This is a genomic window from Curtobacterium sp. UNCCL20, from assembly GCF_900101675.1.
Lineage (GTDB): Bacteria > Actinomycetota > Actinomycetes > Actinomycetales > Microbacteriaceae > Curtobacterium.
Genome location: NZ_FNKG01000002.1, coordinates 800,453 through 826,297, shown reverse-complemented (window position 1 = coordinate 826,297; position 25,845 = coordinate 800,453). Strand labels below are relative to the sequence as shown.

21 protein-coding genes and 1 rRNA gene are annotated in these 25,845 nt (G+C 70.1%); 3 read left to right on the top strand and 19 right to left on the bottom strand.

The annotated features are described in order from the left end of the window. From BLT36_RS13195 to otsA, 14 genes are all read right to left on the bottom strand, one after another. Positions 1-111 (bottom strand): 16S ribosomal RNA (locus BLT36_RS13195); the annotation flags it as partial. A gap of 507 nt (positions 112-618) precedes the next feature. Continuing rightward, positions 619-1,389 (bottom strand): fumarylacetoacetate hydrolase family protein, encoded by a 771-nt coding sequence (locus BLT36_RS13190; RefSeq protein ID WP_092095732.1) that lies wholly within the window; start codon positions 1,387-1,389, stop codon positions 619-621. A gap of 30 nt (positions 1,390-1,419) precedes the next feature. Continuing rightward, on the bottom strand, positions 1,420-2,529 hold the full coding sequence (locus tag BLT36_RS13185; RefSeq protein ID WP_092095731.1) for a branched-chain amino acid aminotransferase: 1,110 nt from the start codon (positions 2,527-2,529) through the stop codon (positions 1,420-1,422). A gap of 15 nt (positions 2,530-2,544) precedes the next feature. Beyond that, positions 2,545-3,627 carry a 3-isopropylmalate dehydrogenase gene (locus BLT36_RS13180; protein WP_092095729.1) on the bottom strand — a complete coding sequence of 361 codons (1,083 nt, stop codon included), beginning with the start codon at positions 3,625-3,627 and terminating at the stop codon, positions 2,545-2,547. A gap of 13 nt (positions 3,628-3,640) precedes the next feature. Continuing rightward, the gene (gene serA / locus BLT36_RS13175) at positions 3,641-5,230 is read right to left on the bottom strand and encodes a phosphoglycerate dehydrogenase (RefSeq protein WP_092095727.1); all 1,590 of its coding nucleotides are present in this window, start codon (positions 5,228-5,230) and stop codon (positions 3,641-3,643) included. 156 nt (positions 5,231-5,386) lie between these two features. Then, positions 5,387-5,767 (bottom strand): hypothetical protein, encoded by a 381-nt coding sequence (locus BLT36_RS13170; RefSeq protein ID WP_092095725.1) that lies wholly within the window; start codon positions 5,765-5,767, stop codon positions 5,387-5,389. Then, positions 5,767-6,204 (bottom strand): hypothetical protein, encoded by a 438-nt coding sequence (locus BLT36_RS13165; RefSeq protein ID WP_092095724.1) that lies wholly within the window; start codon positions 6,202-6,204, stop codon positions 5,767-5,769. The genes BLT36_RS13170 and BLT36_RS13165 overlap by 1 nt, the downstream gene beginning before the upstream one ends. Before the next feature lie 62 nt (positions 6,205-6,266). After that, positions 6,267-7,457 (bottom strand): mannitol-1-phosphate 5-dehydrogenase, encoded by a 1,191-nt coding sequence (locus BLT36_RS13160; protein ID WP_092095722.1) that lies wholly within the window; start codon positions 7,455-7,457, stop codon positions 6,267-6,269. Positions 7,458-7,689: 232 nt separating this feature from the next. Beyond that, positions 7,690-8,715, bottom strand: coding sequence for a ketol-acid reductoisomerase (gene ilvC, locus BLT36_RS13155; protein ID WP_092095720.1), 1,026 nt, complete (start codon positions 8,713-8,715; stop codon positions 7,690-7,692). A 117-nt stretch (positions 8,716-8,832) separates the two neighbouring features. Then, positions 8,833-9,333 carry an acetolactate synthase small subunit gene (ilvN, locus tag BLT36_RS13150; protein ID WP_092095718.1) on the bottom strand — a complete coding sequence of 167 codons (501 nt, stop codon included), beginning with the start codon at positions 9,331-9,333 and terminating at the stop codon, positions 8,833-8,835. Further along, a complete protein-coding gene (locus BLT36_RS13145; RefSeq protein WP_092095716.1) occupies positions 9,330-11,153 on the bottom strand; it encodes an acetolactate synthase large subunit in 1,824 nt (607 codons plus the stop codon). Before BLT36_RS13145 ends, ilvN begins: the two co-directional genes overlap by 4 nt. Before the next feature lie 45 nt (positions 11,154-11,198). Next, entirely contained in the window at positions 11,199-12,893 is a 1,695-nt protein-coding gene (gene ilvD / locus BLT36_RS13140) for a dihydroxy-acid dehydratase (protein WP_092095714.1), read from the bottom strand. Positions 12,894-13,010: 117 nt separating this feature from the next. Beyond that, on the bottom strand, positions 13,011-13,793 hold the full coding sequence (gene otsB, locus BLT36_RS13135; RefSeq protein ID WP_092095712.1) for a trehalose-phosphatase: 783 nt from the start codon (positions 13,791-13,793) through the stop codon (positions 13,011-13,013). Then, positions 13,786-15,378: an alpha,alpha-trehalose-phosphate synthase (UDP-forming) gene (otsA, locus tag BLT36_RS13130; protein WP_092095710.1), complete on the bottom strand. Its 1,593-nt coding sequence runs from the start codon at positions 15,376-15,378 to the stop codon at positions 13,786-13,788. The genes otsB and otsA overlap by 8 nt, the downstream gene beginning before the upstream one ends. Before the next feature lie 182 nt (positions 15,379-15,560). Here otsA and BLT36_RS13125 point away from each other — a divergent pair, with 182 nt between their 5' ends. Both BLT36_RS13125 and BLT36_RS13120 read left to right on the top strand, forming a co-directional pair. Beyond that, positions 15,561-18,233, top strand: coding sequence for a hypothetical protein (locus BLT36_RS13125; protein WP_092095708.1), 2,673 nt, complete (start codon positions 15,561-15,563; stop codon positions 18,231-18,233). A gap of 76 nt (positions 18,234-18,309) precedes the next feature. Then, positions 18,310-19,281, top strand: a complete 972-nt coding sequence (locus BLT36_RS13120) for a magnesium transporter CorA family protein (RefSeq protein WP_092095706.1) — start codon at positions 18,310-18,312, stop codon at positions 19,279-19,281. Between the two features lie 238 nt (positions 19,282-19,519). Here BLT36_RS13120 and BLT36_RS13115 read toward each other — a convergent pair whose 3' ends face one another. After that, a complete protein-coding gene (locus tag BLT36_RS13115; RefSeq protein WP_092095704.1) occupies positions 19,520-20,671 on the bottom strand; it encodes an SLC13 family permease in 1,152 nt (383 codons plus the stop codon). A gap of 93 nt (positions 20,672-20,764) precedes the next feature. On the opposite strand from BLT36_RS13115, the gene BLT36_RS13110 reads away from it, so the two are divergent. Further along, positions 20,765-20,956 carry a hypothetical protein gene (locus BLT36_RS13110; RefSeq protein ID WP_092095702.1) on the top strand — a complete coding sequence of 64 codons (192 nt, stop codon included), beginning with the start codon at positions 20,765-20,767 and terminating at the stop codon, positions 20,954-20,956. Between the two features lie 122 nt (positions 20,957-21,078). Here BLT36_RS13110 and BLT36_RS13105 read toward each other — a convergent pair whose 3' ends face one another. The 4 genes from BLT36_RS13105 to BLT36_RS13090 all read right to left on the bottom strand — a co-directional run bounded on the left by BLT36_RS13105 (position 21,079) and on the right by BLT36_RS13090 (position 25,534). After that, positions 21,079-22,242: a mechanosensitive ion channel family protein gene (locus tag BLT36_RS13105; RefSeq protein ID WP_092095700.1), complete on the bottom strand. Its 1,164-nt coding sequence runs from the start codon at positions 22,240-22,242 to the stop codon at positions 21,079-21,081. Between the two features lie 102 nt (positions 22,243-22,344). Next, complete coding sequence (locus tag BLT36_RS13100; protein WP_092095698.1) at positions 22,345-23,268, bottom strand: glycine betaine ABC transporter substrate-binding protein; 924 nt, start codon at positions 23,266-23,268, stop codon at positions 22,345-22,347. A gap of 14 nt (positions 23,269-23,282) precedes the next feature. After that, positions 23,283-24,257 (bottom strand): ABC transporter permease, encoded by a 975-nt coding sequence (locus BLT36_RS13095; RefSeq protein ID WP_254787617.1) that lies wholly within the window; start codon positions 24,255-24,257, stop codon positions 23,283-23,285. Next, positions 24,254-25,534 (bottom strand): quaternary amine ABC transporter ATP-binding protein, encoded by a 1,281-nt coding sequence (locus tag BLT36_RS13090; RefSeq protein WP_254787631.1) that lies wholly within the window; start codon positions 25,532-25,534, stop codon positions 24,254-24,256. The genes BLT36_RS13095 and BLT36_RS13090 overlap by 4 nt, the downstream gene beginning before the upstream one ends. Positions 25,535-25,845: the final 311 nt, after the last annotated feature.

Below are 25,845 nucleotides of genomic sequence, written 5' to 3'. Positions count from 1 at the left end.
CTCACCCGTTCGCCACTAATCCACCCAGCAAGCTGGGCATCATCGTTCGACTTGCATGTGTTAAGCACGCCGCCAGCGTTCGTCCTGAGCCAGGATCAAACTCTCCGTAAAAAAATACAGACCCAACACCCGAAGGCATCAGACCGAGTTGATTCTGACTGTTGACTGTCAACTGACAATCTTCAATCCAAAAGGAATTGCATCATGACCCAGCCGGAAAAACCGACCAGGCACGAGGTCAATCAATAAATTGGCATTGACAATGTGCACGCTGTTGAGTTCTCAAGGACCAGACGCACTCCCCGCTCCACCCCATGAAGGAGCTTCGCCAGAGAGGCATTTCGTCTTCACCCCGAGGGCACCACTACTAGAGTGGAGCTTCATCGGGATCGGTTGCCTGAGCGGGACCCCGTCCGGACTGCATCTCCGGGGCTCTCACTCCGGTGACCGTCTCGGCCGTTCCGTTCTCCGCCTCAGCGGCAACGAGTGATTACTTTACACAGGCCCCCGGGGCCCCGCCAACCGTCCCGCCTCCCGGGCGTGTCGCGCTACGGATGCCCGTGGATACGCGGAACGGCCCACCCCCGTGCAGGGAGCGGGCCGTTCGGTGCATCGAGGTCAGTGACGAGCGATGACGGGGTTCTTCAGGGTGCCGAGGCCCGAGATCGTGACCTCGACGACCTCGCCGTCGCGGATCTCCCCGACGCCCGCCGGCGTACCGGTCAGGATGACGTCGCCGGGCAACAGGGTCCAGATCGAGGAGATGAACTCGATCAGGGACGGGATGTCGTGCACCATCTCGTTGGTGGACCCGACCTGACGCAGGTCGCCGTCCACGCGGGTCTCGATGCGGATGTCCGACGGGTCGATCTCGGTCTCGATCGCCGGGCCGAGCGGGCAGAAGGTGTCGAAGCCCTTCGCACGAGTCCACTGACCATCGCGTGCCTGCAGGTCACGGGCGGTCACGTCGTTCGCGATCGTGTACCCGAGGATGACGCTCGCGAAGTCCTCGCGCGCGACGTTCTTCGCCAGGGAGCCGATCACGATGGCGAGTTCACCCTCGTGGTCCACCCGCCCGATGCCTGCCGGCAGCCGGATCGGGTCCTCCGGTCCGATCACCGAGGTGTTCGGCTTGAGGAACACGACCGGGTCGTCGCCAGCACGCTCGTCCATCTCGGACGCGTGCTCCGCGTAGTTGAGCCCGACGCCGATGACCTTCGACCGCGGGATGACCGGTGCCAGGAGTTTGGCGTCGGCCAGCGGCACCCGCTCCCCCGTCGTCTCGAACCCCTGGTACATCGGGTCACCCGCCAGCACGACCAGGTCGCGCTCGTCGAGGATGCCGTACCGAGGGTCTTCGCCCTTGCTGCTGAACCGTGCGATCTTCACCGTTGGAGCCTACCGACGCCGGGTGGGAGGTCAGGCCGGATCGGTCAGGCGCGTCATCCACCCGTGCGGGTCGGGACGGCGGCCGTACTGGATGTCGGTGAGCTCGTCGCGCAGGGACATCGTCAGTTCCCCGGCGCCGACGGTCGGCGAACCGATCGTGAAGCCCTCACCGCGGAGCTCCGCGATCGGGGTCACCACGGCGGCCGTGCCGCACGCGAAGGCCTCGGTGATGGAGCCGTCCGCCACGCCGTCGCGCCACTCGTCGAGGGTGACGCGGCGCCGTTCGACGCGGAGGCCGCGGTCCTCTGCCAGCTGCAGGATCGAGTCGCGGGTGATGCCCTCGAGGATGGAGTCGGAGTCGGGGGTCACGAGCGTGCCGTCGGACTTCACCAGTACGACGTTCATGCCGCCGAGCTCTTCGAGGTACTTGCCCTCGACCGAGTCGAGGAACATCACCTGCTGGCACCCGTGCTCGTACGCCTCTTGCTGGGGCAGCAGCGACGACGCGTAGTTGCCACCGGTCTTCGCTGCACCGGTACCACCCTTGCCGGCGCGGGCGTACTGCGTCGACAGCCAGATCGAGACCGGCTTCGGGCCCGAGGTGAAGTACGCCCCGGCCGGGCTCGCGATGCAGTGGTAGGCGACTTCCTGCGCTGCACGGACGCCGAGGAACGACTCCGTCGCGATCATGAACGGCCGCAGGTACAGGCTGGTCTCCGGCGCGGACGGCACCCAGTCGACGTCCGTCCGGACGAGATGCCGGATCGACTCGACGAAGGTCTCCACCGGGAGCTCCGGCAGCGCCAGCCGACGAGCGGACCGCTGGAACCGACGGGCGTTGGCGTCCGGGCGGAACGTCCAGACCGAGCCGTCCTGGTGCCGGTACGCCTTCAGCCCCTCGAAGATCTCCTGCGCGTAGTGCAGCACGCTGGCGCTCGGGTCGAGCGAGATCGGACCGTACGGGTGGATGGACGCGTCGTGCCACCCGTCGTCGAGCGTCCACTGCACGGTGGCCATGTGGTCCGTGAAGTGCTTGCCGAAGCCCGGGTCGGCGAGGATCTCCTCACGCTCGGCCGCGGCACGCCGCTCCCGGGAGGGGGTGGTCGAGAACGCGAGTCCGAAGGCGGTGTCGGTGCTCATCTGGGGAGGCTCCTGTCAGGCGGTGGTGGTGCGGGCCGTGGCCGCAGCGGCGATGGCGTCGCCGATCTCGGCGGTGCGACGCTCGGAGGTACCCCGGTCAGCCAGGTCGGCCTCGACCGCCCGCGTCACCGCCGCCGCGAGGTCGCTGCGACCGATGTGGTCGAGCAGCAGTGCGACGGAGAGGATGGCGGCCGTCGGATCGGCCTTCTGCTGACCCGCGATGTCCGGCGCCGAGCCGTGGACCGGCTCGAACATGCTGGGGAAGGTGCCGTCCGGGTTGATGTTGCCCGAGGCCGCCAGACCGATGCCCCCGCTGATCGCGCCGGCCAGGTCGGTGATGATGTCGCCGAAGAGGTTGTCGGTGACGATGACGTCGAACCTAGCAGGTTCCCGCACCATGTGGATGGTGACCGCATCGACGTGCTGGTAGTCCACGGTGACGTCCGGGTACTCCTGCCCGACGGCCGCGACGGTGCGCTGCCACAGGGACCCGGCGTGCACCAGGACGTTGCTCTTGTGCACCAGCGTGAGGTGCTTCCGGGGCCGACGGTCGGCGAGGTCGAACGCGTACCGGACGACCCGCTCGACACCGAACGCGGTGTTGAGCGAGACCTCGGTCGCGATCTCCTGCGGCGTGCCGGTCCGGATCGCCCCGCCGTTGCCGACGTACGGACCCTCGGTCCCCTCGCGCACGACGACGAAGTCGACCGCTCCCGGATCAGCGAGCGGAGTCGACACCGCGTCGTACACCTTGGTCGGCCGGAGGTTGACGTAGTGGTCGAACGCGAACCGCAGCTGCAGCAGCAGCCCGCGTTCGATGATCCCGCCGGCGAGCCGGGGGTCGCGGGGGTCCCCGCCGACCGCGCCGAGCAGGATCGCGTCGTGGGCGGCGATGGCCGACATGTCGTCCTCGGTGAGGATGTCGCCGGTCTCGAGGTAGCGGGTGGCACCGAGGGAGAACGGGGTCTCCTCGACCACGAGGTCGTCGGGCAGCACCGCGTGCAGCACCTTGAGGGCCTCGTCGACGACCTCGGGTCCGATGCCGTCGCCGCGGATCACAGCGAGCCTGACGGTCTGCACGGTGGTGTCCTTCGGCATGTCAGCCACTCCCCTACAGCGTGATGTCGATCTCGCGGAGCGAAGCCGCGTCGATCGTGGACCGGACGTGCTCGAGGATCTCGGCCGGGACCGGCGAGTCGACGGTGAGGACGCTGAGTGCCTGCCCACCGGCGGCCTCACGCGAGATCTGCATCGCCGCGATGTTGATGCCGGCCTCGCCGAACTCCTTGCCGTAGACGGCGACGATGCCCGGACGGTCCGTGTAGACCATCACCACGTGGTGCTCGGCGAGCGCGACCTCGACGTCGTGGCCGTTGATCTCGACGAGCTTCGCGACCTGCTTCGGGCCGGTGAGCGTGCCGGAGACGCTGATCGCCGGGCCGTCGGACTGGGCGCCGCGGATCGTCAGCACGTTCCGGTACTCGGAGCTGTCCGAGTCGGTGATGAGCCGCACGGTGACCCCGCGCTGCTCCGCGATGAGCGGGGCGTTGACGTAGGACACCTGGTCGCTGACGACGTCGGTGAAGACGCCCTTGAGTGCCGCGAGCTTGAGCACGCTGACGTCGTACTCGGCGAGCTCGCCGTGCACCTCGACGTCGATGCTGGTGACCGGCGACGTCGCGAGGCCGGTGAAGACCTGACCGAGCTTCTCGACGAGCGGGATGCCCGGGCGCACGTACGGGTCGATGACCCCACCGGCGACGTTCACCGCGTCGGGCACGAGTTCCCCGCCGAGCGCGAGCCGCACCGACTTGGCGACCGAGACGCCCGCCTTCTCCTGCGCTTCGTCGGTCGATGCACCGAGGTGCGGCGTGACGACGACGTTCGGCAGTGCGACGAGCGGCGAGTCCTTCGGGGGCTCGGAGACGAAGACGTCGAGGCCGGCGCCGGCGATCGTGTTCGAGGTGAGCGCACGGTGCAGTGCGTCCTCGTCGATCAGGCCGCCGCGGGCGACGTTCACGACGAACGCGGTCGGCTTCATGAGCGCGAACTGGTCGTCGGAGATCATGCCGAGGGTCTCGGGGGTCTTCGGCATGTGGATCGTGATGAAGTCGGACCGCTTGAGCAGGTCCTCGAGCGAGACGAGCTCGACCCCGAGCTGCTGCGCGCGTGCCGTGGTGACGTACGGGTCGTACGCGATCACCTGGACGCCGAACGCCTGGAGCCGCGCCGTGATGAGCGCACCGATCCGACCGAGCCCGATGATGCCGACCGTCTTCTCGTAGAGCTCGACACCGGTGTACGCCGACCGCTTCCACGCGCCGGCGGCGAGCGAGGCGTGCGCGGCCGGGATGTGGCGCGCGAGCGACAGGATGTGCCCGACCGTGAGCTCGGCCGCGGAGATGATGTTCGACGTCGGCGCGTTCACGACCATCACGCCGGCCGTGGTGGCCGCCTTGATGTCGACGTTGTCGAGACCGACGCCGGCACGGGCGACGACCTTGAGGTTCGGCGCCGCGGCGATCGCCTCGGCGTCGACCTTGGTTGCGGAACGCACCAGGATGGCGTGCGCATCGGCGAGGGAGGCCAGGAGGGCGGGGCGGTCGGTACCGTCCACGTTCCGGATCTCGAAGTCGGGCCCGAGGGCGTCGACTGTGGCGGGCGAGAGTTCTTCGGCGATCAGGACGACCGGCTTCGGCACAGCTGCAGTTCCTCACACGAGACGGGCGGTATCCCACCATCGTATCGACGCGAGCAGGTGGTTACGACCGCAGCGAGGGTCCTGTGGAGAACCGCATGGCGGACGGGAGGCGCGGGGCGGGCTCGCCACGCGCCTCCCGGTCCGACACGACCCGGGTCAGAACTGCAGCAGGCTCGGCACGAACAGCTGCAGGTCCAGCCACAGCGCGCCGGCGGCCGCGAAGGCGACCACGAAGACCGCCAGGGTCACCGGCAGGGTGGACCGGCGGGTGATCACGAGGGCTGCGACGAACGCGACCGGCGCGATCAGGATGTCGAGGACCAGCCAGAGCCAGGGCGTGCTCGTCTTGAGCGAGTCGCCACCGGAGGTGGTGTCGAGGAAGGCGTTGAACTCGGTGACCTTCTGCGAGATCTGCGAGAGGTTGCCCACGGCCTGCACGGTCATGTACGCGAAGAGCACGGCGAAGACGGCCCACACCACGATCCGACCGACGAGCGCGCGCGAGGACCGGTGGACCGTCGGGGTGGCGGCGGTCATCAGAAGCTCCTCGTCATGAGGAAGGGCCACGGGAAGAGCACGGCGGCTCCGAGGAGCATCCAGAGCAGGCGTGTCCGGGTGCGACGGCCGCGTCCGGCCCACAGCACGACCGTGAACCAGAGCGCCGGTGCGAGGATCGACAGGAACCGCAGCACCTCGACGAAGAGGGTGAGGACGGTGTCGACGTTCGAGACGTACGAGGTGGACGCCGTCAGCAGCCACGCCACCGTGTAGAGCAGGTAGAGCCCGCCGAACACGCCGAATCCGACGAGTGCGCCCGAGGTCTCGGGGGCCTCGGGGTCACGGGTGCCCCGGTCCTTGACGGTGACCGGGTTGTGCGCCGCGTCGACGTGGGTCGCGTCGTCGGCGTCGCCCCAGCTGAGGGCGTCGTCGTCGTGGTCGACGGAGCCGTCGGGCGGGGATGCTGCCGTGGTCATGCCCTCGATTCTACGAGGCGAGCCGGACCGGCTCGACCATGGACGAGCTGTGCGCCCGCGGCTCAGACGTCGGCGGGCTGCGACTCGAGCACCTCGGCGACGACGTCGCGCACGGCCGGGAAGAGCGGGTGGCTCTCCATCAGGCCGGTGAGGATCTCGGTGAGCGCGTGCGCCGTGGCACCGGAGCGCAGCAGGGCGTGCAGCTCGATCGACTCGGGGTCGTTCTCGTCGTCGAAGTCGAGGGCCACCCGGACGGCACCGAGCAGGTGGTCGACGGGCAGGCCGCGCTCGGCGAGCTGTGACGCCGGCCCGACGAAACGCTCACGACGACCGAGCTTGCGGAGCGGGTTGCGCCCGACGCGGACCGTGGTGTCGGGCAGGTGCGGGTTCGCGATGCGGGAGAGGTTCGCGGCGACGTAGTGCGCGTGCTCCTCCGGGTCGAAGCCGTGCTTCGCGATGAGCAGCGCCGTGGTCTCGGCGAGCACCCCGTCGACCTCGGCGCGGACGGCCGAGTCCTCGAGGGCTTCGCGGATGAGGCGGATCCCGCGGACGTAGCCGTGGTAGGCGGCCGTCGCGTGGGCGGTGTTCACGGTGTAGAGCTTCCGCTCGACGAACGGCTGCAGGTCGTCGACCCAGGTGACGCCGTCGATCTCGGGCGGCTCGACGTCGGAGTCGGCGAACGGGGTGCGCTCGATGACCCACTCGTAGAACGGTTCGAGCACCACGTCGAGGCCGCCGGACTGCCCGAGGACGCCGGACTGGTCCGGCACGATGCGGTCGATCGCGCAGTTCGCGAAGACGGCTGCGATGTCGCGGTCCTCGAGGATCGGGGCACGACGGATGCTCGCGTGCAGGGAGTCCGTCGCGTTGAAGGCGTTCTCGCACGCCACGATCGTGACGTCGCCGCGCTCGAGCGGACGTGCCGCGAGCCCCTCGGCGATGATCGGGGCGACGAGCGGGAGCGTCCGGGCCCCCACCGCGGTGGTGACGACGTCGGCCTCGGCGATGGCACGGATGACGTGCTCGCGGTCGGTCTTGCTGCTCAGGGCACGGAACCCGTAGACGAGGTGCTCGACCGGCATCTCGCCGACCTCGTGCACCACGAACCGGCCGGCCTCGTTGAGCGCCGAGACGACGCGTTCGTCGACGTCGACGAAGGTGAGCTCGTAGCCGCTCGCGACCAGGAACTGTCCGACGAACCCGCGCCCGATCTTGCCGGCGCCGATGTGGACCGCTCGCTTCGTCACCGCCATCCGACGATCCTCCCATGCCGATCGGTACGTTCTCGACCGATCAGGGTCCGGACGCTGGACGACGGCCGCACTGGGCGTGCTGACACGCCACTGACGAGCCCGGCCACGGCGTCGGGGCTGGCGTCCGTGCGGGCTTCGGGGCTGGAGGAGAGCTGCTGCATAACGTTCGGATCACATCGCGAGGCGGCGGTGCGGGTGCACCGCCGCCTCGTCGTCGAGTGGTGTCGGAAGACTACCGCGCGGCCGAACCGTCCACGTAGTCGGAGTCGTTCGACTTCCACGCGAAGAGCGCACGCAGCTCCCGGCCGGTGGCCTCGATCGGGTGGCCCTCGCCCTTGGCACGGAGCGCCTTGAACTCCGGAGCACCGGCGTCCTGGTCGTCGATGAAGCGCTTCGCGAAGGTGCCGTCCTGGATGTCCGCGAGGACGGCCTTCATGTTCTCCTTGACCTCGGGCGAGATCACGCGCGGGCCGGAGACGTAGTCACCGAACTCGGCGGTGTCGGAGATCGACCAGCGCTGCTTCGTGAGGCCGCCCTCCCAGATGAGGTCCACGATGAGCTTGAGCTCGTGGAGCACCTCGAAGTACGCGATCTGCGGCTGGTAGCCCGCCTCGACCAGGGTCTCGAAGCCGTACTGGATGAGCTGCGAGGTGCCACCGCAGAGGACGGCCTGCTCACCGAACAGGTCGGTCTCGGTCTCCTCGGTGAAGGTGGTCTTGATGCCGCCGGAGCGGAGACCGCCGATGGCCTTGGAGTAGGACCAGGCGAGGTCCCAGGCGGAACCGGACGCGTCGACCTCGACGGCGACGATCACGGGGACGCCACGGCCGGCCTCGTACTCGCGGCGCACGGTGTGCCCCGGGCCCTTCGGCGCGACGAGCGACACGTCGACGCCCTCGGGCGCCTGGATGTAGCCGTAGCGGATGTTGAAGCCGTGGCCGAAGACGAGCGTGGCGCCCGGCGTGAGGTTCGGCTCGATGTCGTCCTTGTAGACGATGCGCTGGACCTGGTCCGGCGCGAGGATCACGACGACGTCGGCCCACTTGGTGACCTCGGCGGGAGTGAGGACCTCGAAGCCCGCCTCCTCCGCCTTCTGGCGGCTCTTCGAGCCCTCCTGGAGGCCGATCTTGACCTCGACGCCGGAGTCGCGGAGGTTGAGGGCGTGGGCGTGGCCCTGCGAGCCGTACCCGATGACGGCGACCTTCTTGCCCTGGATGAGCGTCAGGTCGGCGTCGGCGTCGTACACGATGTCAGTCACGGTGGTGGTTCTCCTGTGGTCGGTTCGGGAAGCGTTGGTTGCGGTGAGTCGGGAGGAGACGGCCTGGAGGCGCGGTGCGGGTGGCGACCCGCGCCTCCAGTCCGCCACGGGTCGCGGTCAGCGCACCCGGTCGGTGATGCTCTTGGGCCCACGGCCCATGCCGAGGAGGCCCGCACGGGCGAGCTCCTTGATGCCGTAGGGCTCGAGCACGCGGAGGATCGCCTGGATCTTGCCGGGGTCGCCGGTCACCTCGACGATGAGCGAGTCGTTCGCGACGTCGACGACCTGCGCACGGAACAGGTTCACCGCTTCGAGCACGGCCGAGCGCGTCTGGTTGTCGACGCGCACCTTCACGAGCATGTGCTCGCGCTGGACGGACTGCGAGAAGTCCAGCTCGACGATCTTGATGACGTTCACGAGCTTGTTGAGCTGCTTCGTCACCTGCTCCAGCGGGAGGTCCTCGACGTCGACGACGACCGTGATCCGGGACAGGCCCTCGACCTCGGTGTTGCCCACGGCGAGGGACTCGATGTTGAAGCCGCGGCGGGCGAAGAGGCCCGCCACGCGGGTCAGCAGACCCGGCTTGTCCTCGACGAGGAGGGAGAGGACGTGGCTCATGCGGTTTCCCCCGTCATGTCGGCGTCCTCGTCGTCCCAGGTGGGCGCGAGGGCCTGGGCGTACTCGATGGACGAGTTGCTGACGCCCTGCGGGACCATCGGCCAGACCATCGAGTCGCGGCTCACGACGAAGTCGATCACCACGGGACGGTCGTTCGTCTCGAGGGCGAGCTGGATCGCGGCGTCGACCTCGTCGGCCTTCTCGACGCGGATGCCGAGGGCACCGTAGGCGTCGGCGAGCTTCACGAAGTCCGGGACCCGGCGGGTGCCGTGGCCGGTCTGCAGGTCGGTGAACGAGTGCCGGCCGTCGTAGAACAGCGTCTGCCACTGCCGCACCATGCCGAGCGACGAGTTGTTGATGATCGCGACCTTGATCGGGATGTCGTTGATGACGCAGGTGGCGAGCTCCTGGTTGGTCATCTGGAAGCAGCCGTCGCCGTCGATCGCCCAGACCACCCGGTCCGGCTGGGCCACCTTGGCGCCCATCGCCGCCGGCACCGAGTAGCCCATCGTGCCGGCACCGCCGGAGTTCAGCCAGGCGTTCGGCCGCTCGTACTTGATGAACTGGGCCGACCACATCTGGTGCTGCCCGACCCCGGAGGCGAAGACGCCCTCGGGCCCGGTGAGCTCGCCGATGCGCTTGATGATCGCCTGCGGGGCGAGCAGCCCGTCGGTCGGCTCGGCGTACCCGAGCGGGAAGTCGGTCTTCAGCTGCTCGAGCTTCGCCCACCACTCGGCGGTCGAGGCGCGGTCGTCGGCGGGGATGCCGCCCCACGCGTCGAGCAGGTCCTTCAGCACCTCGCGCGCGTCGCCGACGATCGGGACGTCGGCGAACCGGATCTTCGAGATCTCGGCGGGGTCGATGTCGACGTGCACGACCTTGGCGTTCGGCGCGAACTCGTCGGCCTTGCCGGTCACACGGTCGTCGAAGCGGGCACCGAGGGCGATGATGAGGTCGCTGTCCTGCAGGCCGAGGACCGCCGGCACCGTCCCGTGCATGCCCGGCATGCCGAGGTGCTGCGGGTGCGAGTCCGGGAACGCGCCGCGCGCCATCAGGGTCGTGACGACCGGGGCACCAGTCGCCTCGGCGAAGCGCCGCAGCTCGGCCGTCGCGCCGGAGCGGATGACGCCGCCGCCGACGTACAGCACCGGACGCTGCGACTCCGACAGGAGCTGCGCGGCGGCGGCGATCTGCTTGCCGTGCGCCTTCGTCACCGGGCGGTAGCCGGGGAGGTCGATCTTCGGCGGCCACACGTAGGGCGCCGACATCTGCTGGGCGTCCTTCGTGATGTCGACGAGCACGGGGCCCGGACGGCCGGTCGTGGCGATCTGGTACGCCGCCGCGAGGGTCGCCGGGATGTCGGCCGGGTTCGTCACCAGGAACGAGTGCTTCGTGATCGGCATGGTGATGCCGACGATGTCCGCTTCCTGGAAGGCGTCGGTCCCCATCAGGGTCGAGAACACCTGTCCGGTGATCGCGATGAACGGCACCGAGTCCATGTAGGCATCGGCGATGGCGGTCACGAGGTTCGTCGCACCGGGGCCCGACGTCGCGATGGCGACGCCGACCTTGCCCGACGACGAGGCGTAGCCCTCGGCGGCGTGGCCGGCGCCCTGCTCGTGACGGACGAGGATGTGGCGGATCGTCGTGGACGCCATCAGTTCGTCGTAGAACGGGATGATGGCACCGCCCGGCAGGCCGAAGACGTCGGTGATCCCGAGGTGCTCGAGCGTCCGGAGGACGGCTCCCGAGCCGGTCAGGATCTCCGGCGTCCGGCGTGCACCGGCGGCCGCGGACAGCGGTGTGGCTTCCGTGGGCATGAGGTGTTCCTTGCCTGGAGAGGTGGCGATGAGCGTGTGTCGACGCTAGCCCGTCACGGCGCCCTTGGCGGCGGACTGGACGAGCTTCGCGAACTTCGCGAGGACTCCGCGGGTGTAGCGCGGGGGCAGCGGGGCCCAGCCTTCGCGGCGGGCTTCCAGCTCGGCGTCGTCGACCAGTAGGTCGAGCGAGCGAGCCGCGATGTCGACACGGATGCGGTCGCCATCGCGCACGAATGCGACTGGACCTGCGTCCACCGCTTCCGGTGCGATGTGGCCGATGCACAGGCCGGTTGTGCCGCCTGAGAATCGTCCGTCCGTCAACAGTAGTACATCCTTGCCGAGGCCCGCGCCCTTGATGGCCGCGGTGATGGCGAGCATCTCGCGCATGCCCGGGCCGCCCTTGGGGCCCTCGTAACGGATGACGACGACGTCGCCCTTCTGGATCTTCCCCTCGGTGAGGGCGTCCATCGCCGCGCGCTCGCGGTCGAACACACGGGCCGGCCCCTCGAACACCTCGGCGTCGAACCCCGCGGTCTTCACCACGGCGCCCTCGGGAGCGAACGAGCCCTGCAGGATCGTCAGACCACCGGTCGCGTGGATCGGGTTGTCGAGCGTGCGGAACACCTCGCCGTCGAGCGCCGGCGGGTCGATCTCGGCGAGGTTCTCGGCGAGGGTCTTGCCGGTCACGGTCATCACGTCGCCGTGCAGCAGGCCGGCGTCGAGCAGCGCCTTCATGATCACCGGGATGCCGCCGTTGCGGTCCACGTCGACCATCACGTACTTGCCGAACGGCTTCATGTCGGCGAGGTGCGGGACCTTCGAGCCGATGCGGTTGAAGTCGTCGAGGGAGAGCTCGACCTCGGCCTCGTGCGCGATCGCGAGGAGGTGCAGGACGACGTTGGTCGAGCCTCCGAGCGCCATCGCGACGGCGATGGCGTTCTCGAACGCCTCCTTCGTGAGGATCTGACGCGCGGTGATGCCCTTGCGGAGCATGTTCACGACGGCCTCGCCGGAGCGGTGCGCGTAGTAGTCGCGGCGGCGGTCGGCGCTGGGCGGCGCGGCACTGCCGGGCAGCGACATGCCGAGGGCCTCGGCGACCGACGCCATCGTGTTCGCGGTGTACATGCCACCGCAGGCACCTTCGCCCGGGACGATGGCGCACTCGATCTTCTTGAGCTCTTCCTCGCTCATCGTGCCGGCCTTGCACGCACCGACACCCTCGAAGGAGTCGATGATCGTGACCTCCTTGAAGGAGCCGTCGGCCTGCTTCACGTAGCCCGGCATGACCGAGCCCGCGTAGAGGAAGACGCTCGCGAGGTCGAGTCGCGCAGCGGCCATGAGCATGCCGGGGAGCGACTTGTCGCAGCCGGCGAGGAGGACGGTCCCGTCGAGGCGCTCGGCGTTCACGACGGTCTCGACGCTGTCCGCGATGACCTCGCGCGAGACGAGCGAGAAGTGCATCCCCTCGTGTCCCATGGAGATGCCGTCGGAGACGGAGATCGTGCCGAACTGGAGCGGGTACCCGCCACCCGAGTGGACACCTTCCTTGGCCCCCTGCGCGAGGCGGTCGAGGGAGAGGTTGCACGGGGTGATCTCGTTCCAGGACGAGGCGATGCCGATCTGCGGCTTCTCCCAGTCCTCGTCCCCCATGCCGACGGCCCGGAGCATGCCACGCGAGGTGGTCGCTTCGATCCCGTCGGTGACGACCCGGCTGCGCGGCTTGACGTCGATATCAGGCATGGGGCGAGTCTAGGCGCAGTTGGGATACCAATCGTGCAACACCATGCGTTCGCATCGTGTCGCGTCACGTCCGTCCAGCTGTCTGTCCGATCGGACCTGGAGGCCCGTGGTGCGTCCTCAGCGCGTGGCGCGCAGGCGGGCGAGCTGCTTCAGGACGCCGGTCAGGGCCGCGGGATCGGTCACGCGGTACCCCGCGAGCGTGTCGCCCTCCCCCACCTTCACGCCCACGTCGCCGTCGCCGAGCACGCGGAAGGCGTCCTCGTCGGTGACGTCGTCGCCGGCGAAGAACACCGCGTCGGCGCCGTGCAGGTCGCGCAGGCGGGCGATCGCGTCGCCCTTCGTGACGTGGCGGACGGCGAACTCGAGGATGTCCTTGCCGCCGCGCTCGAGGACCTCGGGGTCCGCCCGGTGCGCCGCGGCGCTGGCTGCGGCGTTCGCCTCGGCGGCGACCTCGGCGCTGACGCGACGGGTGTGCACGCCGTGTCCGGCCGGCTTGTGCTCGATGACGACGCCCGGGAACCGCTCGCCGACCTCGTCGAGCGCTGCGCCGATGCGGGCGACACGGGCGACCTCGTCGTCGGTCAGCGCTGCCTCGTCGTGGCCGTCGACACGCCACTCGACGCCGTGCGAACCGACGAGCGCCATCTCGGGCGGGGCGTGCGTCACCGAGGCCAAGCTGCCGAGCGGACGCCCGGACACCAGCACGATCTCGGTGTCCTTCGCCCGCTGCAGGGTGAGGACGGCGGCCCACGAGCCGGGCAGCGCCCCGACGTCGGCGGGGTCGTCCGCGAACGGCGCCAGCGTGCCGTCGAAGTCGAGGGCGACGAGCAGTCGCGGCGCAGCCGCGAGCGTCTCGAGTGCCTGGTCGATGACGGACTCGTCGGTCACGGTGTCACGCATCACGGTCCTCCCGGGTGTCCTCGGCAGCACGCGCGGTCTGGGCGTCCTGGTCGAAGATGGACATGTTGTCGGTCTGCGCCTCGCGGTGCTGCTCACCCGTGTCCGTCGCGGACGGGTCGATCTGGGCGTTCCGCGGCGCGTGCCGATCGAGCGCCTCCAGGAAGGAGCGCGACCAGCGCGCCACGTCGTTGTCGCGGACGCGCTTCCGGAGCGCGCGCATGCGCGTGGAGCGCTCACGCCGGGGCATCTCGATCGCACGCTGGATCGAGTCCTTCAGCGCGCCGATGTCGTGCGGGTTCACGATGACCGCCTGCTTGAGTTCGTCGGCGGCACCGGCGAACTCGGACAGGATGAGGACGCCGTCGTTGTCGAACCGGGCCGCGACGTACTCCTTCGCGACGAGGTTCATGCCGTCGCGCAGGGCGGTGACGAGCATGATGTCGGCCGCGAGGTAGAGCGCCACCATCTCCTCGCGCGGGTATCCGTGGTGGAGGTACGCGATCGGCTGGTGCCCGATCACGCCGAGGTCGCCGTTGATCCGGCCGACGGTCAGCTCGATCTCGTCGCGGAGTGCGGCGTACGTGTCGACGCGTTCGCGGCTCGGGCTCGCGACCTGCACGAGCGTGGCGTCCTCGACCGCGATGCGGCCGTCCTCGACGAGCTCGCCGAACGCCTTGATGCGGTGCCGGATGCCCTTCGTGTAGTCGAGTCGGTCCACTCCGAGCAGCACCGTCTTCGGGTTGCCGAGGCTCGCCCGGATCTCGCGTGCCCGTTCCTGCACCTCGGGTCGGTGCGCGATCTCCTCGAAGCCCTCGGTGTCGATCGAGATCGGGAAGTGGCGCGCCTCGACGTGGCGGACGGTGATGCCCTTGCGGCTGCGCGGGGCCGCCGGGTCGTCGACCGGGACGTCGATCGTCGACCCCTTCGTCGTGTAGCCCTTGATGTGGCGCACGGCACGGAGGAAGTCGCTCGCGTCGTCGTGCCGCTGGAAGCCGATGACGTCGGCGCCGAGCAGGCCGTCGAGGATCTGCGCGCGCCACGGGAGCTGGGCGTAGATGCCGACCGGCGGGAACGGGATGTGGTTGAAGAAGCCGATCGTCAGGTCGGGGCGACGTTCACGGAGCAGGGCCGGCAGGAGCTGCAGCTGGTAGTCCTGCACCCAGACGATGCCGTCCTGCTCGACGATCTCGACGATCTGGTCGGCGAAGCGCTCGTTGACCCGCTTGTACGCGTTCCACCAGTCGCGGTGGTAGCTCGGGTGCTCGATGACGTCGTGGTAGAGCGGCCACAGGGTGTCGTTGCTGAAGCCCTCGTAGTACTCCTCGACGTCGTCGGCGCTGAGCGGCACCGGGACGATGTGGATGCCCTCGTTGTCGAACGGCGCGACCTCGACGTCGGGCTGCCCGACCCAGCCGACCCAGGCGCCGTCGTTCGCGCGCATCACCGGCTCGAGTGCGGTGACGAGGCCACCCGGCGAGTGCCGCCATCCCTCGTTCCCGTCCTCGTCGACCACACGGTCCACCGGGAGGCGGTTGGAGGCGACGACGAAGGCGTATCGGGTCTGTTCGGTGCTCGGTGATGCCATGGGGTGGGGATGTCTCCGTTCCGCCCGGCTCGAGCGCCGGGTTCGGTGCCGAAACTACCAGCGTGCCGACAGCGGATTCACGGCGGTTCGCCGGCTTCGGTAGGCTTCGCGTCGTGTCGGGGGGACACACGGGTACCGCACCGGCTGGTACCGCCCTCCCGCGAGGAGAGGAACCAGCCACCATGAGCGACCGACCACCCGTCCCACCGCAGGACCCGCGGGACGCGCACCAGAACGGTCCCGCGCCACAGTGGACGGGGCAGCCGACGTCGTCCGGTGCGCCGTACTCCGCCGCACCACCCGCTGGCGCGCCGTCCGCTCCGGCGCCGTCGTCCGACCCGTTCGGCCGGCTGCTCCGGACCGTCCCCGGCCGGGACTGGCTGGCGGGCGTCCTCGCCCCACTCGGCGGTTGGGTTGCCGCGTACGTCGTCGCGGCGCTGTCGTTGCTCCTCACCGTGGCGCTCGCCGCGGCCGGGGGCTCCGGTTCGGGCACCGGCTCGGGATCGTCCGGTGGCTTCGGGACCGACTCCGGTGCGGCCTCGGCGACCCCGGACGTGCAGACCCTGCTGTCCGGCATCAGCGTCCTCCTCGGCGCCCCGGCCCAGCTCGTCGCGATGGCCGACTTCGGACGACTGCACGGGTCCGGCTCAGTGGTGCTGCTGGGGTCCGGCTCCGGCTCGATCGGCGTGGTCCCGGTGCTCGTCCTCGCCGCCCAGGTCGTCCTCGCGGTGGTGCTCACCCGTCGCATCCGGACGCGGGCCCTCGCCCTCCCCCAGCTCGTCGTCACCTCGGTGCTGAGCGGGCTGGTCCTCACCGCGCTGACCACCCTGACGGGGCTCGTGCTCGCGATCCGGTTCCCGGCCACCACCGGCCTCGACATCGACCCGGTCCACGCCGTCGGCCTCGGCAGCGTCCTCGGCTCGTTCGTCATCGGTGCCCTCACCGCGTTCCTCGCACGTCCCTCGGTGCTGACCGGTCCGTCCGCCTCCGGCCGGTGGGCCGTCACCGTCGCCCGTGTCCTCGGCGTCGCCCGGATCGCCGCCTCGCAGCTGGTCGTCCTCGTCGTCCTGGTCGCGGTCGTCGTGATCGTCGTCGCCCTCATCGCGCAGCCGAGCTGGGGGGCCGCGCTCCCGCTGCTCATCGGCAACCTGTCCATCGCCCTGACGGCGCTCGGCTTCCTCGGCGGCGTCGGCACCTCCGGCTTCGGCGACGCCGGTGACACGGCCTCGGTGTTCAGCGGTGCCGGTGGATGGACCTGGCTCGCCGTGCTCGTGGTGCTCGTCTCGGCGGTCCTCGCGGGGCTCGCCGTGGCCGTCCGGCGCAACGACCGGGTGCGCACGGCACTCGACTGGGTCGTCACCCCCGCGGTGTGGCTGGTCGCCGGGATCGTCGTGTTCGTCCTCGGCACCGTCGTGGTCGGCTTCCAGCTGACCGCCGCCAGCGCCCTGACCGGCCCGGGCTCCGCGGGCGTCGGATCGCTCGGCGTCACGCCGTGGACCCCGGTCGTGTTCGCGCTCTGGGGTGCGGCGATCGAGGCCGTGGCGCGGTTCCTCGCCCCGGTCGTGCTCCCCCGCATCGGCAGCCGGCCCGTGCTCGTGCTGGCCCGGCTCGTCGGCACCGACCCGTGCCCGGCACCCGTCGCGCCGGGCGCTGCCGGTGCTCCGCAGCCGTTCCCGGGCGCCGCGCCCGTCCCGGGGGCCGCTCCGGCGTTCCCCGGTTCCGCGCCGTCCGCGGGCGCTGCACCGGCCCCCGGGGTCGGTGCACCGGTCGACGGATCCGCACCCGGGGTCGGTGCACCGGTCGACGGATCCGTACCCGGGTACCCGGGTGCCGCCGGCGCTTGGTCCGCCACCCCGCAGCCCTTCGTCGGCGCGGGAGCGGCGCCGGTCGCCCCGATGTCCCCGAAGGCGAAGAAGGTGCTCGTCCGCTCGCTCGTCGCCGGCGGCGTCGTCATCGTCGTCGTCATCGCGGGCGCCGTCACCACGTCGGTCCTCCGCGCGAACGTCTGGGGCCCGGCGCCGACCGTCCGGTCCTACGTCGGGGCCATCGCACGCGGTGACGCCCGGGCGGCCGAGCAGCTCAGCGAGGTCCCGGAGAACGCGGGCATGCTCGACTCCGCGGTGCTCAAGAGCGCGAAGAACCGTCCCACGGACGTCCGGGTCGGGCGGATCCAGACGAACGGTGACCGTTCCCTCGCCACGGTGACGTACGAGCAGGGCGGGAAGAACCGATCCGGCCAGGTCGAGCTCCGCCGCACCGGGACGTCGTTCCTCGTCAAGGACGAGTGGCGTGTCACACGGCCGCTCGCGGACACCGTCTCGCTCTACGCCGCCGACGAGCTCGAGGGCTCGCCGGTCACCGTGGGTGGCAAGGAGGTCGGCACGGTGCAGGACGGCAAGTACACCTCCCTCGCCTACCCCGGCACCTACTCCGTCGAGGTCGGCGGGACGAAGTACTTCACCGGCGGGACCAAGTCCGTGACCGTCGGGTCCGCGTCCTCGCCGTACGTCGACTTCGAGCCGAAGGCGACGAAACAGCTCACGACGGACGCCGAGCAGTACGTCACCGACCTCATCGAGACGTGCGCGGCGAAGACCGACGTCGACGCCCTCGACGGCTGCCCCTGGTACGGCCCGTACGACGCGGACGGTCCGGTGCGGTACAAGGTGACCACGATGCCCGAGCTCGAGGTCGAGGCGAGCGGCTCCGGCAGCGTCTCGGTCGAGAGCACGAAGGACGGCGTGATCGGCTACGACTACAAGTCGCTGTTCGGTGACTCCGGACACGCCGAGGACACGTTCGACGTCCACGAGTACCTGAAGGTGCAGGACGGCAAGCTCGTCTCCGGCTACTGAACCCGGGACTGACGATCCCCACAGTGAGACGGCCGACCTGCGATCGCGGGTCGGCCGTCTCACTAGGCTCGACGGCATGGTCATGACACGGGCGTGGCGGCACGGCAGCGCGGCGGAACAGGACTTCCCGATCGAACAGGTCTCCGAGCTCGTCGCCACCGACGGCACCTTCGTCTGGGTGGACTACACCGATCCGCAGCCGGCCGACCTCGAGCAGGTCGAGGAGGAACTCGGCATCCACGCGCTCGCCGTCGAGGACGCCGTCGAACGGGGCCAGCGGCCGAAGCTCGACCGGTACCGGGACAGCCTGTTCCTGGTCGTCTACGACGTCGACGGACTCGACGACGGGGGCGAACTCGTCACCCACGAGGTGAAGGCCTTCGTGACGAAGCACGCCCTCGTGACGATCCACGGCGCCGACGTCGACACCGGTGCCGTCGAACGCCGGCTCGGTGCGAACGCCGACATCGCGGACCACGGGGTGCCGTGGCTCGTGTGGGCACTGCTCGATGCCGTCACCGACCACGCCACCCGTACGGTCGAGGACATCGAGCGACGGATCGACGACCTCGAGGACGACCTCTTCGAGCACGGGAACCCCCGCGAGCAGCAGATCCAGCGCCGGTCGTTCCGGCTCCGGAAGGCGCTCGGGGTGCTCCGACGCCAGGTCGTCCCGACGCGGGACAGCGTCGCGTCGCTGCTGCACGGCGACGCCGAGACGATCTCCGATGGGATCCGTCCGTACTTCCGGGACGTCGAGGACCACCTGGTGTCGATCGCGGACTCCGTCGAGCAGCTGCGGGACGCGGTGTCGAGCGTCCTCGACACGAACCTCAACCTGGCGTCCAACCGGCAGAACACCGTGATGAAGAAGGTGACGAGCTGGGCCGCGATCATCGCGATCCCGACGGCCATCACGGGGTTCTTCGGACAGAACGTGACCTTCCCGGGCGAAGGGCAGTGGGGCGGGCTGTACGCGTCGCTCGCGCTCATCGTCGCGTCGTCGCTCGTCCTGTACCGCGTGTTCAAGTCACGCGACTGGCTGTAGGCGCGCGGGTCGCCCGAGCGCACGCGCCCCGAACCTCGCACCGTGCGAGGTCGGTCACGGCCCGCGCGAGGTCGGTCACGGCCCGTGCGAGGTTCCGCGCCCGGTGCGGCGCAGCAGGCCCGCACCGATCGCCCAACCCGGCACCAGCTGGCGAGACGCGCACCGTGCGCACCGCACCGAGCCAGACGCGCACCGTGCGCACCGCGCGAGACGCGCCGCGCCCTCGCGGCGCCGCCCGCTACAACCGCAGCGCCAGCACCCCGGCGACCACGGTGAGCGGCGCGACGATGCACCCGAGCGCCATGTACTTCCCCCACGACAGGTGGACGCCCTCGGCGGAGAGCCTCGCGTGCCAGAGCAGCGTCGCGAGCGAGGCCCACGGCGTGATGAGGCACCCCGCGTTCACGCCGATGAGGAGTGCCGCGTAGCGCAGGGCCTCGTGACCCGCGGCCGGCTCGAGCACCAGGTAGGCGGGCAGGTTGTCGATCAGGTTGGCGGCGACTCCGCCGGCGCCTCCGAGCAGGAGCAGCGACCCCGTTCCCGTCCCGCCGGACAGCGCATGCACGATCGGGTCGGTGAGGCCGGTGGTGTGCAGGGTCTCGACGACGACGAACAGCCCGGCGGCGAACACGAGGGTCGACCACGGCACGCGTGACGGTTTCAGCTCGCCGGGCGCGCGGAACGCCGCGACGACGACGAGCACCACGGCCGCGGCGATCGCCGCGATCCAGACGGTCACGCCGGCCGTGAGCGCGATGACGAGCGCGACGAGGACCGCCGACGCCGCCCAGAAGAACACCGGGTCGGTGGCCTGTCGCACCGAGACCGGCGTGTACCGGCCGAACAGCTTGCCGCGGAAGACGACGAGCAGCACCGCGCAGGGCACGACGACCCCGGCGAGCGCCGCCCACACCATCAGGCCGGCGAACGGGATCGGACCGTCGAGCCCGATGCGATCGACGGCGAGCAGGTTCGTGAGGTTCGACACCGGCAGCAGCAGCGACGCCGTGTTCGCGAGCCAGACGGTGGTGAGGGCGAACGGCATCGGCGGCAGTCCGACCCGTCGCGCGAGCGTGATGACGATCGGGGTGAGGAGCACCGCGGTGGTGTCGATCGACAGGAACACGGTGCAGACCACGGCGAGGACGACGACTGCGCCCCACAGGCCGATCGTGCGGCCGCCGCCGACCCGTGCGGCGAGGTCTGCCAGTCGGTCGAAGACGCCGGCGTCGGCTGCGAGCTCGGCGACGACGGTGAGTCCGAGCACGAACGCCAGGACGGGGACCACCCGCTCGGCGAGCGTGGCGAGGTCGGACAGGGGCAGCAGACCGAGGGCGACGCAGACCGCGCCGACCACGAGCAGGACTGCGCCGATGACTGCCTGGCGCAACGGGGGCTCCTCTTCGCGTGCACCGGCAGGGCGACCGGCGGCGCTCCAATGTACTGGCCGGTAGCGTGGTCGGGACGACGACAGGAGGAACCCGTGCGGAAGTTCATGTTCAACGGTGCCGTGTGGAGCTCGATCATCAGCGGCTACAGCGTGCTGCAGACGACGCGGCAGGGCCCGCGCGACTGGCGCCTGGCGCTGACGTGGGTGGCGTGGCTCGCGACGACGATCGTCGCGATCGGCACGGTCGTCGAGGACGACCGCGCCGTGAAGGCGCGGCAGCCGTAGCGCGCGAGCGTGCGGTCGCGGACGCGGCCGGTGACGGACGGGAGGCACGTGGCGGGTTCGCCACGTGCCTCCCGTCCGTCCGGGGTCGAGCCGGGGCCGGTCCGGGGCCCGGCTCCCGGTGCTCAGCGCTCGGACCGCGGGATGCCCGACGTCTGGATCGGCCCGGTGAAGAGCGCCGCGTCCTGCTGGTCCGGCGTGAACAGCGCCGACGCCGACGCCGTCGACGCGGTCCGGCGCCGGGGCTCCGCGACGTCGTCGACCATGAGCACCCGCTGGACGGGCAGGGCATCGGGGTGGGTGCGCTGGATCCAGGCGACGAGCTCCTCGCGGACGTAGCAGCGCAGGTCGAAGAGCGACGGGGCGTCGTGGGCGGTCACGAGCACGCGGACGTGCACGAACCCCTGCACCGCGTCGGTCACCTGCAGCACCTGTACCCGGCGGTCCCACAGCTCGGTGCGCTCGAGGATCCGTTCGAGCTCGACGCGCATGTCGCCCGGTCGGACCCGCCAGTCGAGGTCGAACTCGACGGCACCGAGCAGTTCGCTGTTCGTCCGTGTCCAGTTCTCGAACGGGGTCGAGGTGAAGTACGTCGACGGCAGCACGAAGCGACGGTCGTCCCACAGGTGCACGACGACGTAGGTGAGGGTGATCTCCTCGATGCGGCCCCACTGCTGCTCGACCACGACGACGTCGTCGACGCGGATCGATCCCGAGAACGCGAGCTGCATGCCGGCGAAGACGTTGCCGAGCGTCGACTGCGCGGCGAGGCCGGCGATGACGGAGATGAGCCCGGCCGAGGCGAGCACGCTGGCGCCGGCGGCCTCGACCCCGGGGAAGGTCAGGAGGATCGCGCCGATGCCGATGATGACGAGCACCGCGACGGTGAGCCGGCGGAGCACGAGCACCTGCGTCCGGATGCGTCGGGCGACCCGGTTGTCCGGGACGTCCACGCGGTAGCGGTGCAGGCCGAGGCTCTCGAGGAAGATCGCGATCTCGCACGCCAGCCAGGTGCCGACGCCGATCGTCGCGATGAGGAACGTGTGCGAGACCCCCACCCGCCACGGGTACAGGTCGGCGTTGTGCGGGACGCTCGACGCGAACGCCGCCCAGAGCAGCGCGACCAGGAGCATCGTCCTGGTCGGGTGCTTCGTCCGACGGGACAGGACGGCGGCCCATCGCTCGCGGCGGGCGAGGGCACGGAACACGAGGTGCAGGACCAGGGCGGCGACGGCGGTGGCGAGCAGCGCGAAGCCGACCGCGACGAGGAGTCGGAGGAGGATGTCCATCCCTCCATGCAAGCAACGCGCGACCGCCGTCGCCCAGGAAGGCCGCCGGACGACGGGAGGCGCGGTGCCGGACCGGCACCGCGCCTCCAGGCCGTGGTCTTCCTACTTCGACGACGTGAGCGAGTCCACGAAGTCCCGGTGCTGCGCGGCCCACTTCTTCGTGATCGCGGGGTACTCGCTCGTCTTGGCGCCGCTGTTCACGAGCGCGTTCTCGAGCGAGTAGAGCGTGTCGGAGTCCATCCGGAACCCCTTCATCCACTTCGATGCCGTCGGGAAGTCGTCCTCGATGGACTTCTTCGCGACGGTGTGGATCTCCTCGTTCTTGCCGAGGGCACCCTTCGGGTCCTGCAGGTCCTTGATCGGGAAGGCGTCGTAGGCCCAGTGCGGACGCCACAGCGTCACGACGACGTCCTCCTTCTTGGCGATCGAGGCCTTGAGGTCCGCGAGCATCGCCGGCGTGGAACTCGTGATGAAGTCCATCCCGTCGAGGCCGTACTGCGGGATGACGTCCTCGGACACGACCTTGGTCTCACCGGCGGCGGGCTCGATGCCGATGATCTTGTTGCCGAAGTCCGACGCGTGCGCCTTGAGGTCGTCGATCGAGTCGATGTCCGAGTACTCCGGCACGGCGAGCTCGAGCGACGCCTGGTCGTTCCAGGAGCCGAGGTCGGTCAGCTGCTTCCCGTAGGTGTCCATGTACTGCTTGTGCGTGTTCGGCAGCCAGGTGTCGAACACGACGTCGTAGTCGCCGGAGGCGAGGCCCGAGTAGGCCGGTGCGACGTCCGAATTGGTGAGCTGGACGTCGTAGCCCTTCTGCTCGAGGACGTACTTCCAGAGGTAGCTCGCGGCGGTGTCCTCGTCCCAGCCGTTGAAGACGACGACGTGCATCGACTTCTGGTCGCCGTTGTCGAGGGTCCCGCTCGCGCCGTAGTAGCCCGGGGGCATGCAGGCGGACAGGCCGACGGCGGTGGCCGCGGCGAGCGCGAGGGCGGCGATGGTGCGCTTCGTGCGCTGGTGCTTCGTCATGGTCTGGTCCTTCCTCACGCGTCGACGGTCTGGCGGTCGGTGACCGCTTCGGTGGTGGCGGCGGTCTGGGCGGTGGCCGCGTTCGGCGTCGCGGTGACGGCCGTCCGCGGCTTCCGGGTCCACAGCCTGGAGGCGCGCCCCCCGTCGCCGCCGAGCGCTGCGGTCAGGCGGTCCAGCAGGATCGCCAGGACCACGACCGACAGGCCGGCCTCGGCTCCCAGCCCGACGTCGATGCGGTTCAGCGACGCGACGATCTGCTCGCCGAGCCCGCCCGCGCCGACCATGCCGGCGATGACGACCATCGAGAGCGACAGCATGATGACCTGGTTGACGCCGGCCATGATGCTGGCCTTCGCGAGGGGCAGCTGGATCTGGCGGAGGATGCGCCACGGGCTGGAGCCGAACGCGGCACCGGCCTCGACGACCTCGCTCGGGACCCCGCGGATGCCGAGTTCGGTGAGGCGGACGCCCGGAGCCATCGCGAACACGATCGTCGCGACGATGCCGGGGACGACGCCGACGCGGAAGAGCAGCAGCGCCGGGATGAGGTAGACGAAGGCCGGGGTCGTCTGCATGAAGTCGAGCACCGGGCGGATGACCCGGCTGGCGGCGTCCGACCGTGCAGCCCAGATGCCGAGCGGGATGCTGAACACGACGGCGAGGCCCGCGGCGACGACAACGAGCGCGAGGGTGTCCATCGCGTTCGTCCACTGGCCGACGCTCACGATGAAGAGCAGGCCGATCGCCGCGCCGAGGGCGAGCTTCCAGCCCTTCGCGACGAACGCCAGGACGACGAGGATCGCGACGATCACCCAGAACGGCGGGGTGGAGAGGAAGTACTCCATCCACGCGTCCATCCACGTGAAGACGTAGCGGACGACGTCGAAGAAGCCGGAGAGGTACGTGGTGATCCAGTCGACGATCGCTGCCACCCAGGTGCCCAGGGGCAGGTGGAAGTCGCCGAAGGAGTTGGTGCCGGGGGTGATCACGCGAGGTCCCCTTCCGTGGTGGTGGCGGTCGGGTGGTCGGTGGCGGCGAGCGTGCTGTCCATGTCGGAGTCGCTGATCCGCGTCACCGGCTCGAGCACCGGGATCGGCATGGTCGACGTCGGGACGTTGCCGAGCGCCGCGAGCAACGTCACGCGCGGGACGACCCCGAGCAGCCGCTGCTCGTCGTCCACCACCGCGATGGGCAGCGGGGACTCGACCGCCAGCTCGAACAGGTCGGTGAGCGCGGTGTCCGGCGCGACCTTGGCGTACTCGGTGTTCACGATCGCGTCGAGGTTCGTGTCGCCGGCCTTGACCTGGCGCATCACGTGGCGGTCGCGGACCCAACCCTCGAGCTTCCGGCCACGACCGGTGACGAACAGTGCTGCGGTCTGCAGGTCGCGCATCGTGCGGAGCGCACCGCGGGGGCCGACCGTCAGCGGGACGGTCGCGCGCGCCGGCTCCATCACACTCGCGGCGGTGAGCACACGGGCACGGTCGACGTCCTGCACGAACTGCGCAACGTAGTCGTTCGCCGGGTCGGTGAGGATGTCCTCCGGCGACCCGATCTGCACGATCCGGCCGTCGCGCATCACGGCGATGCGGTCCCCCAGGAACATCGCCTCGTTGAGGTCGTGCGTGATGAACACGATCGTCTTGCCGAGGCGCTGCTGCAGGTCGACGAGCTGCTCCTGCATCTCGCGACGGATGAGCGGGTCGAGGGCGCTGAAGGCCTCGTCCATGAGCAGGACGTCCGTCTCGGCGGCGAGGGCGCGGGCGATGCCGACGCGCTGCTGCATCCCGCCGGAGAGCTCGTCGGGCTTCGCGTCCGCCCAGACCTCGAGTCCGACCAGCCCGATCACCTCGCGCGCCTTGGCGAGCCGGGTCGTCTTGTCGACGCCGTTCACCTCGAGGCCGTACGCGACGTTCTCGAGCACGGTGCGGTGCGGGAGGAGCGCGAAGTGCTGGAACACCATCGAGACGCTCGTCCGACGGATGTCGCGGATCTCCTTCGGGGCGGCCTTCGTCACACGCCGTCCACCGATCTCGACGGTGCCGGCCGTGGGCTCGAGCAGGCCGTTCAGCATGCGGATGAGGGTCGACTTGCCGGACCCGGACAGGCCCATCACGACGAAGATCTCGCCGGGGCGGACGTCGAAGGACGCGTCGATGACGGCGGCCGAGCCGAGGTCGCGGACCTCGTCGCGGGTGGCGCCGGCGGCGAGGCGCTTCACGGCCTCGGCCGGTCGGCGTCCGAACACCTTGTAGGCGCCGTGCACACTGACGGCGGGCGCGCCGGTGGGGTCGTCCGGCGTGGTGGCACGCCGGTCCTGGGGTGGTGCGATGGTCAACGGTGCTCCTCGCGTGACCGTGGCGCGAACGGCGCACGGCGATCACGGTGTGGTTGCGGACGGGTCGTCCGGCACCGTGTTCGGCGACATCACTTCGAGCCCGCGCACCGGTTGTCCATCACCTGGCTGGCGCAGGGCGAGCGATCACGCACGCGGGGGTCGTACTCGGGACGACCCCGGTCCGGCCGACCGTACGGTCGCCACTGGTGCTGCTGCAGCGGACGCGTCCTGATCGTCGG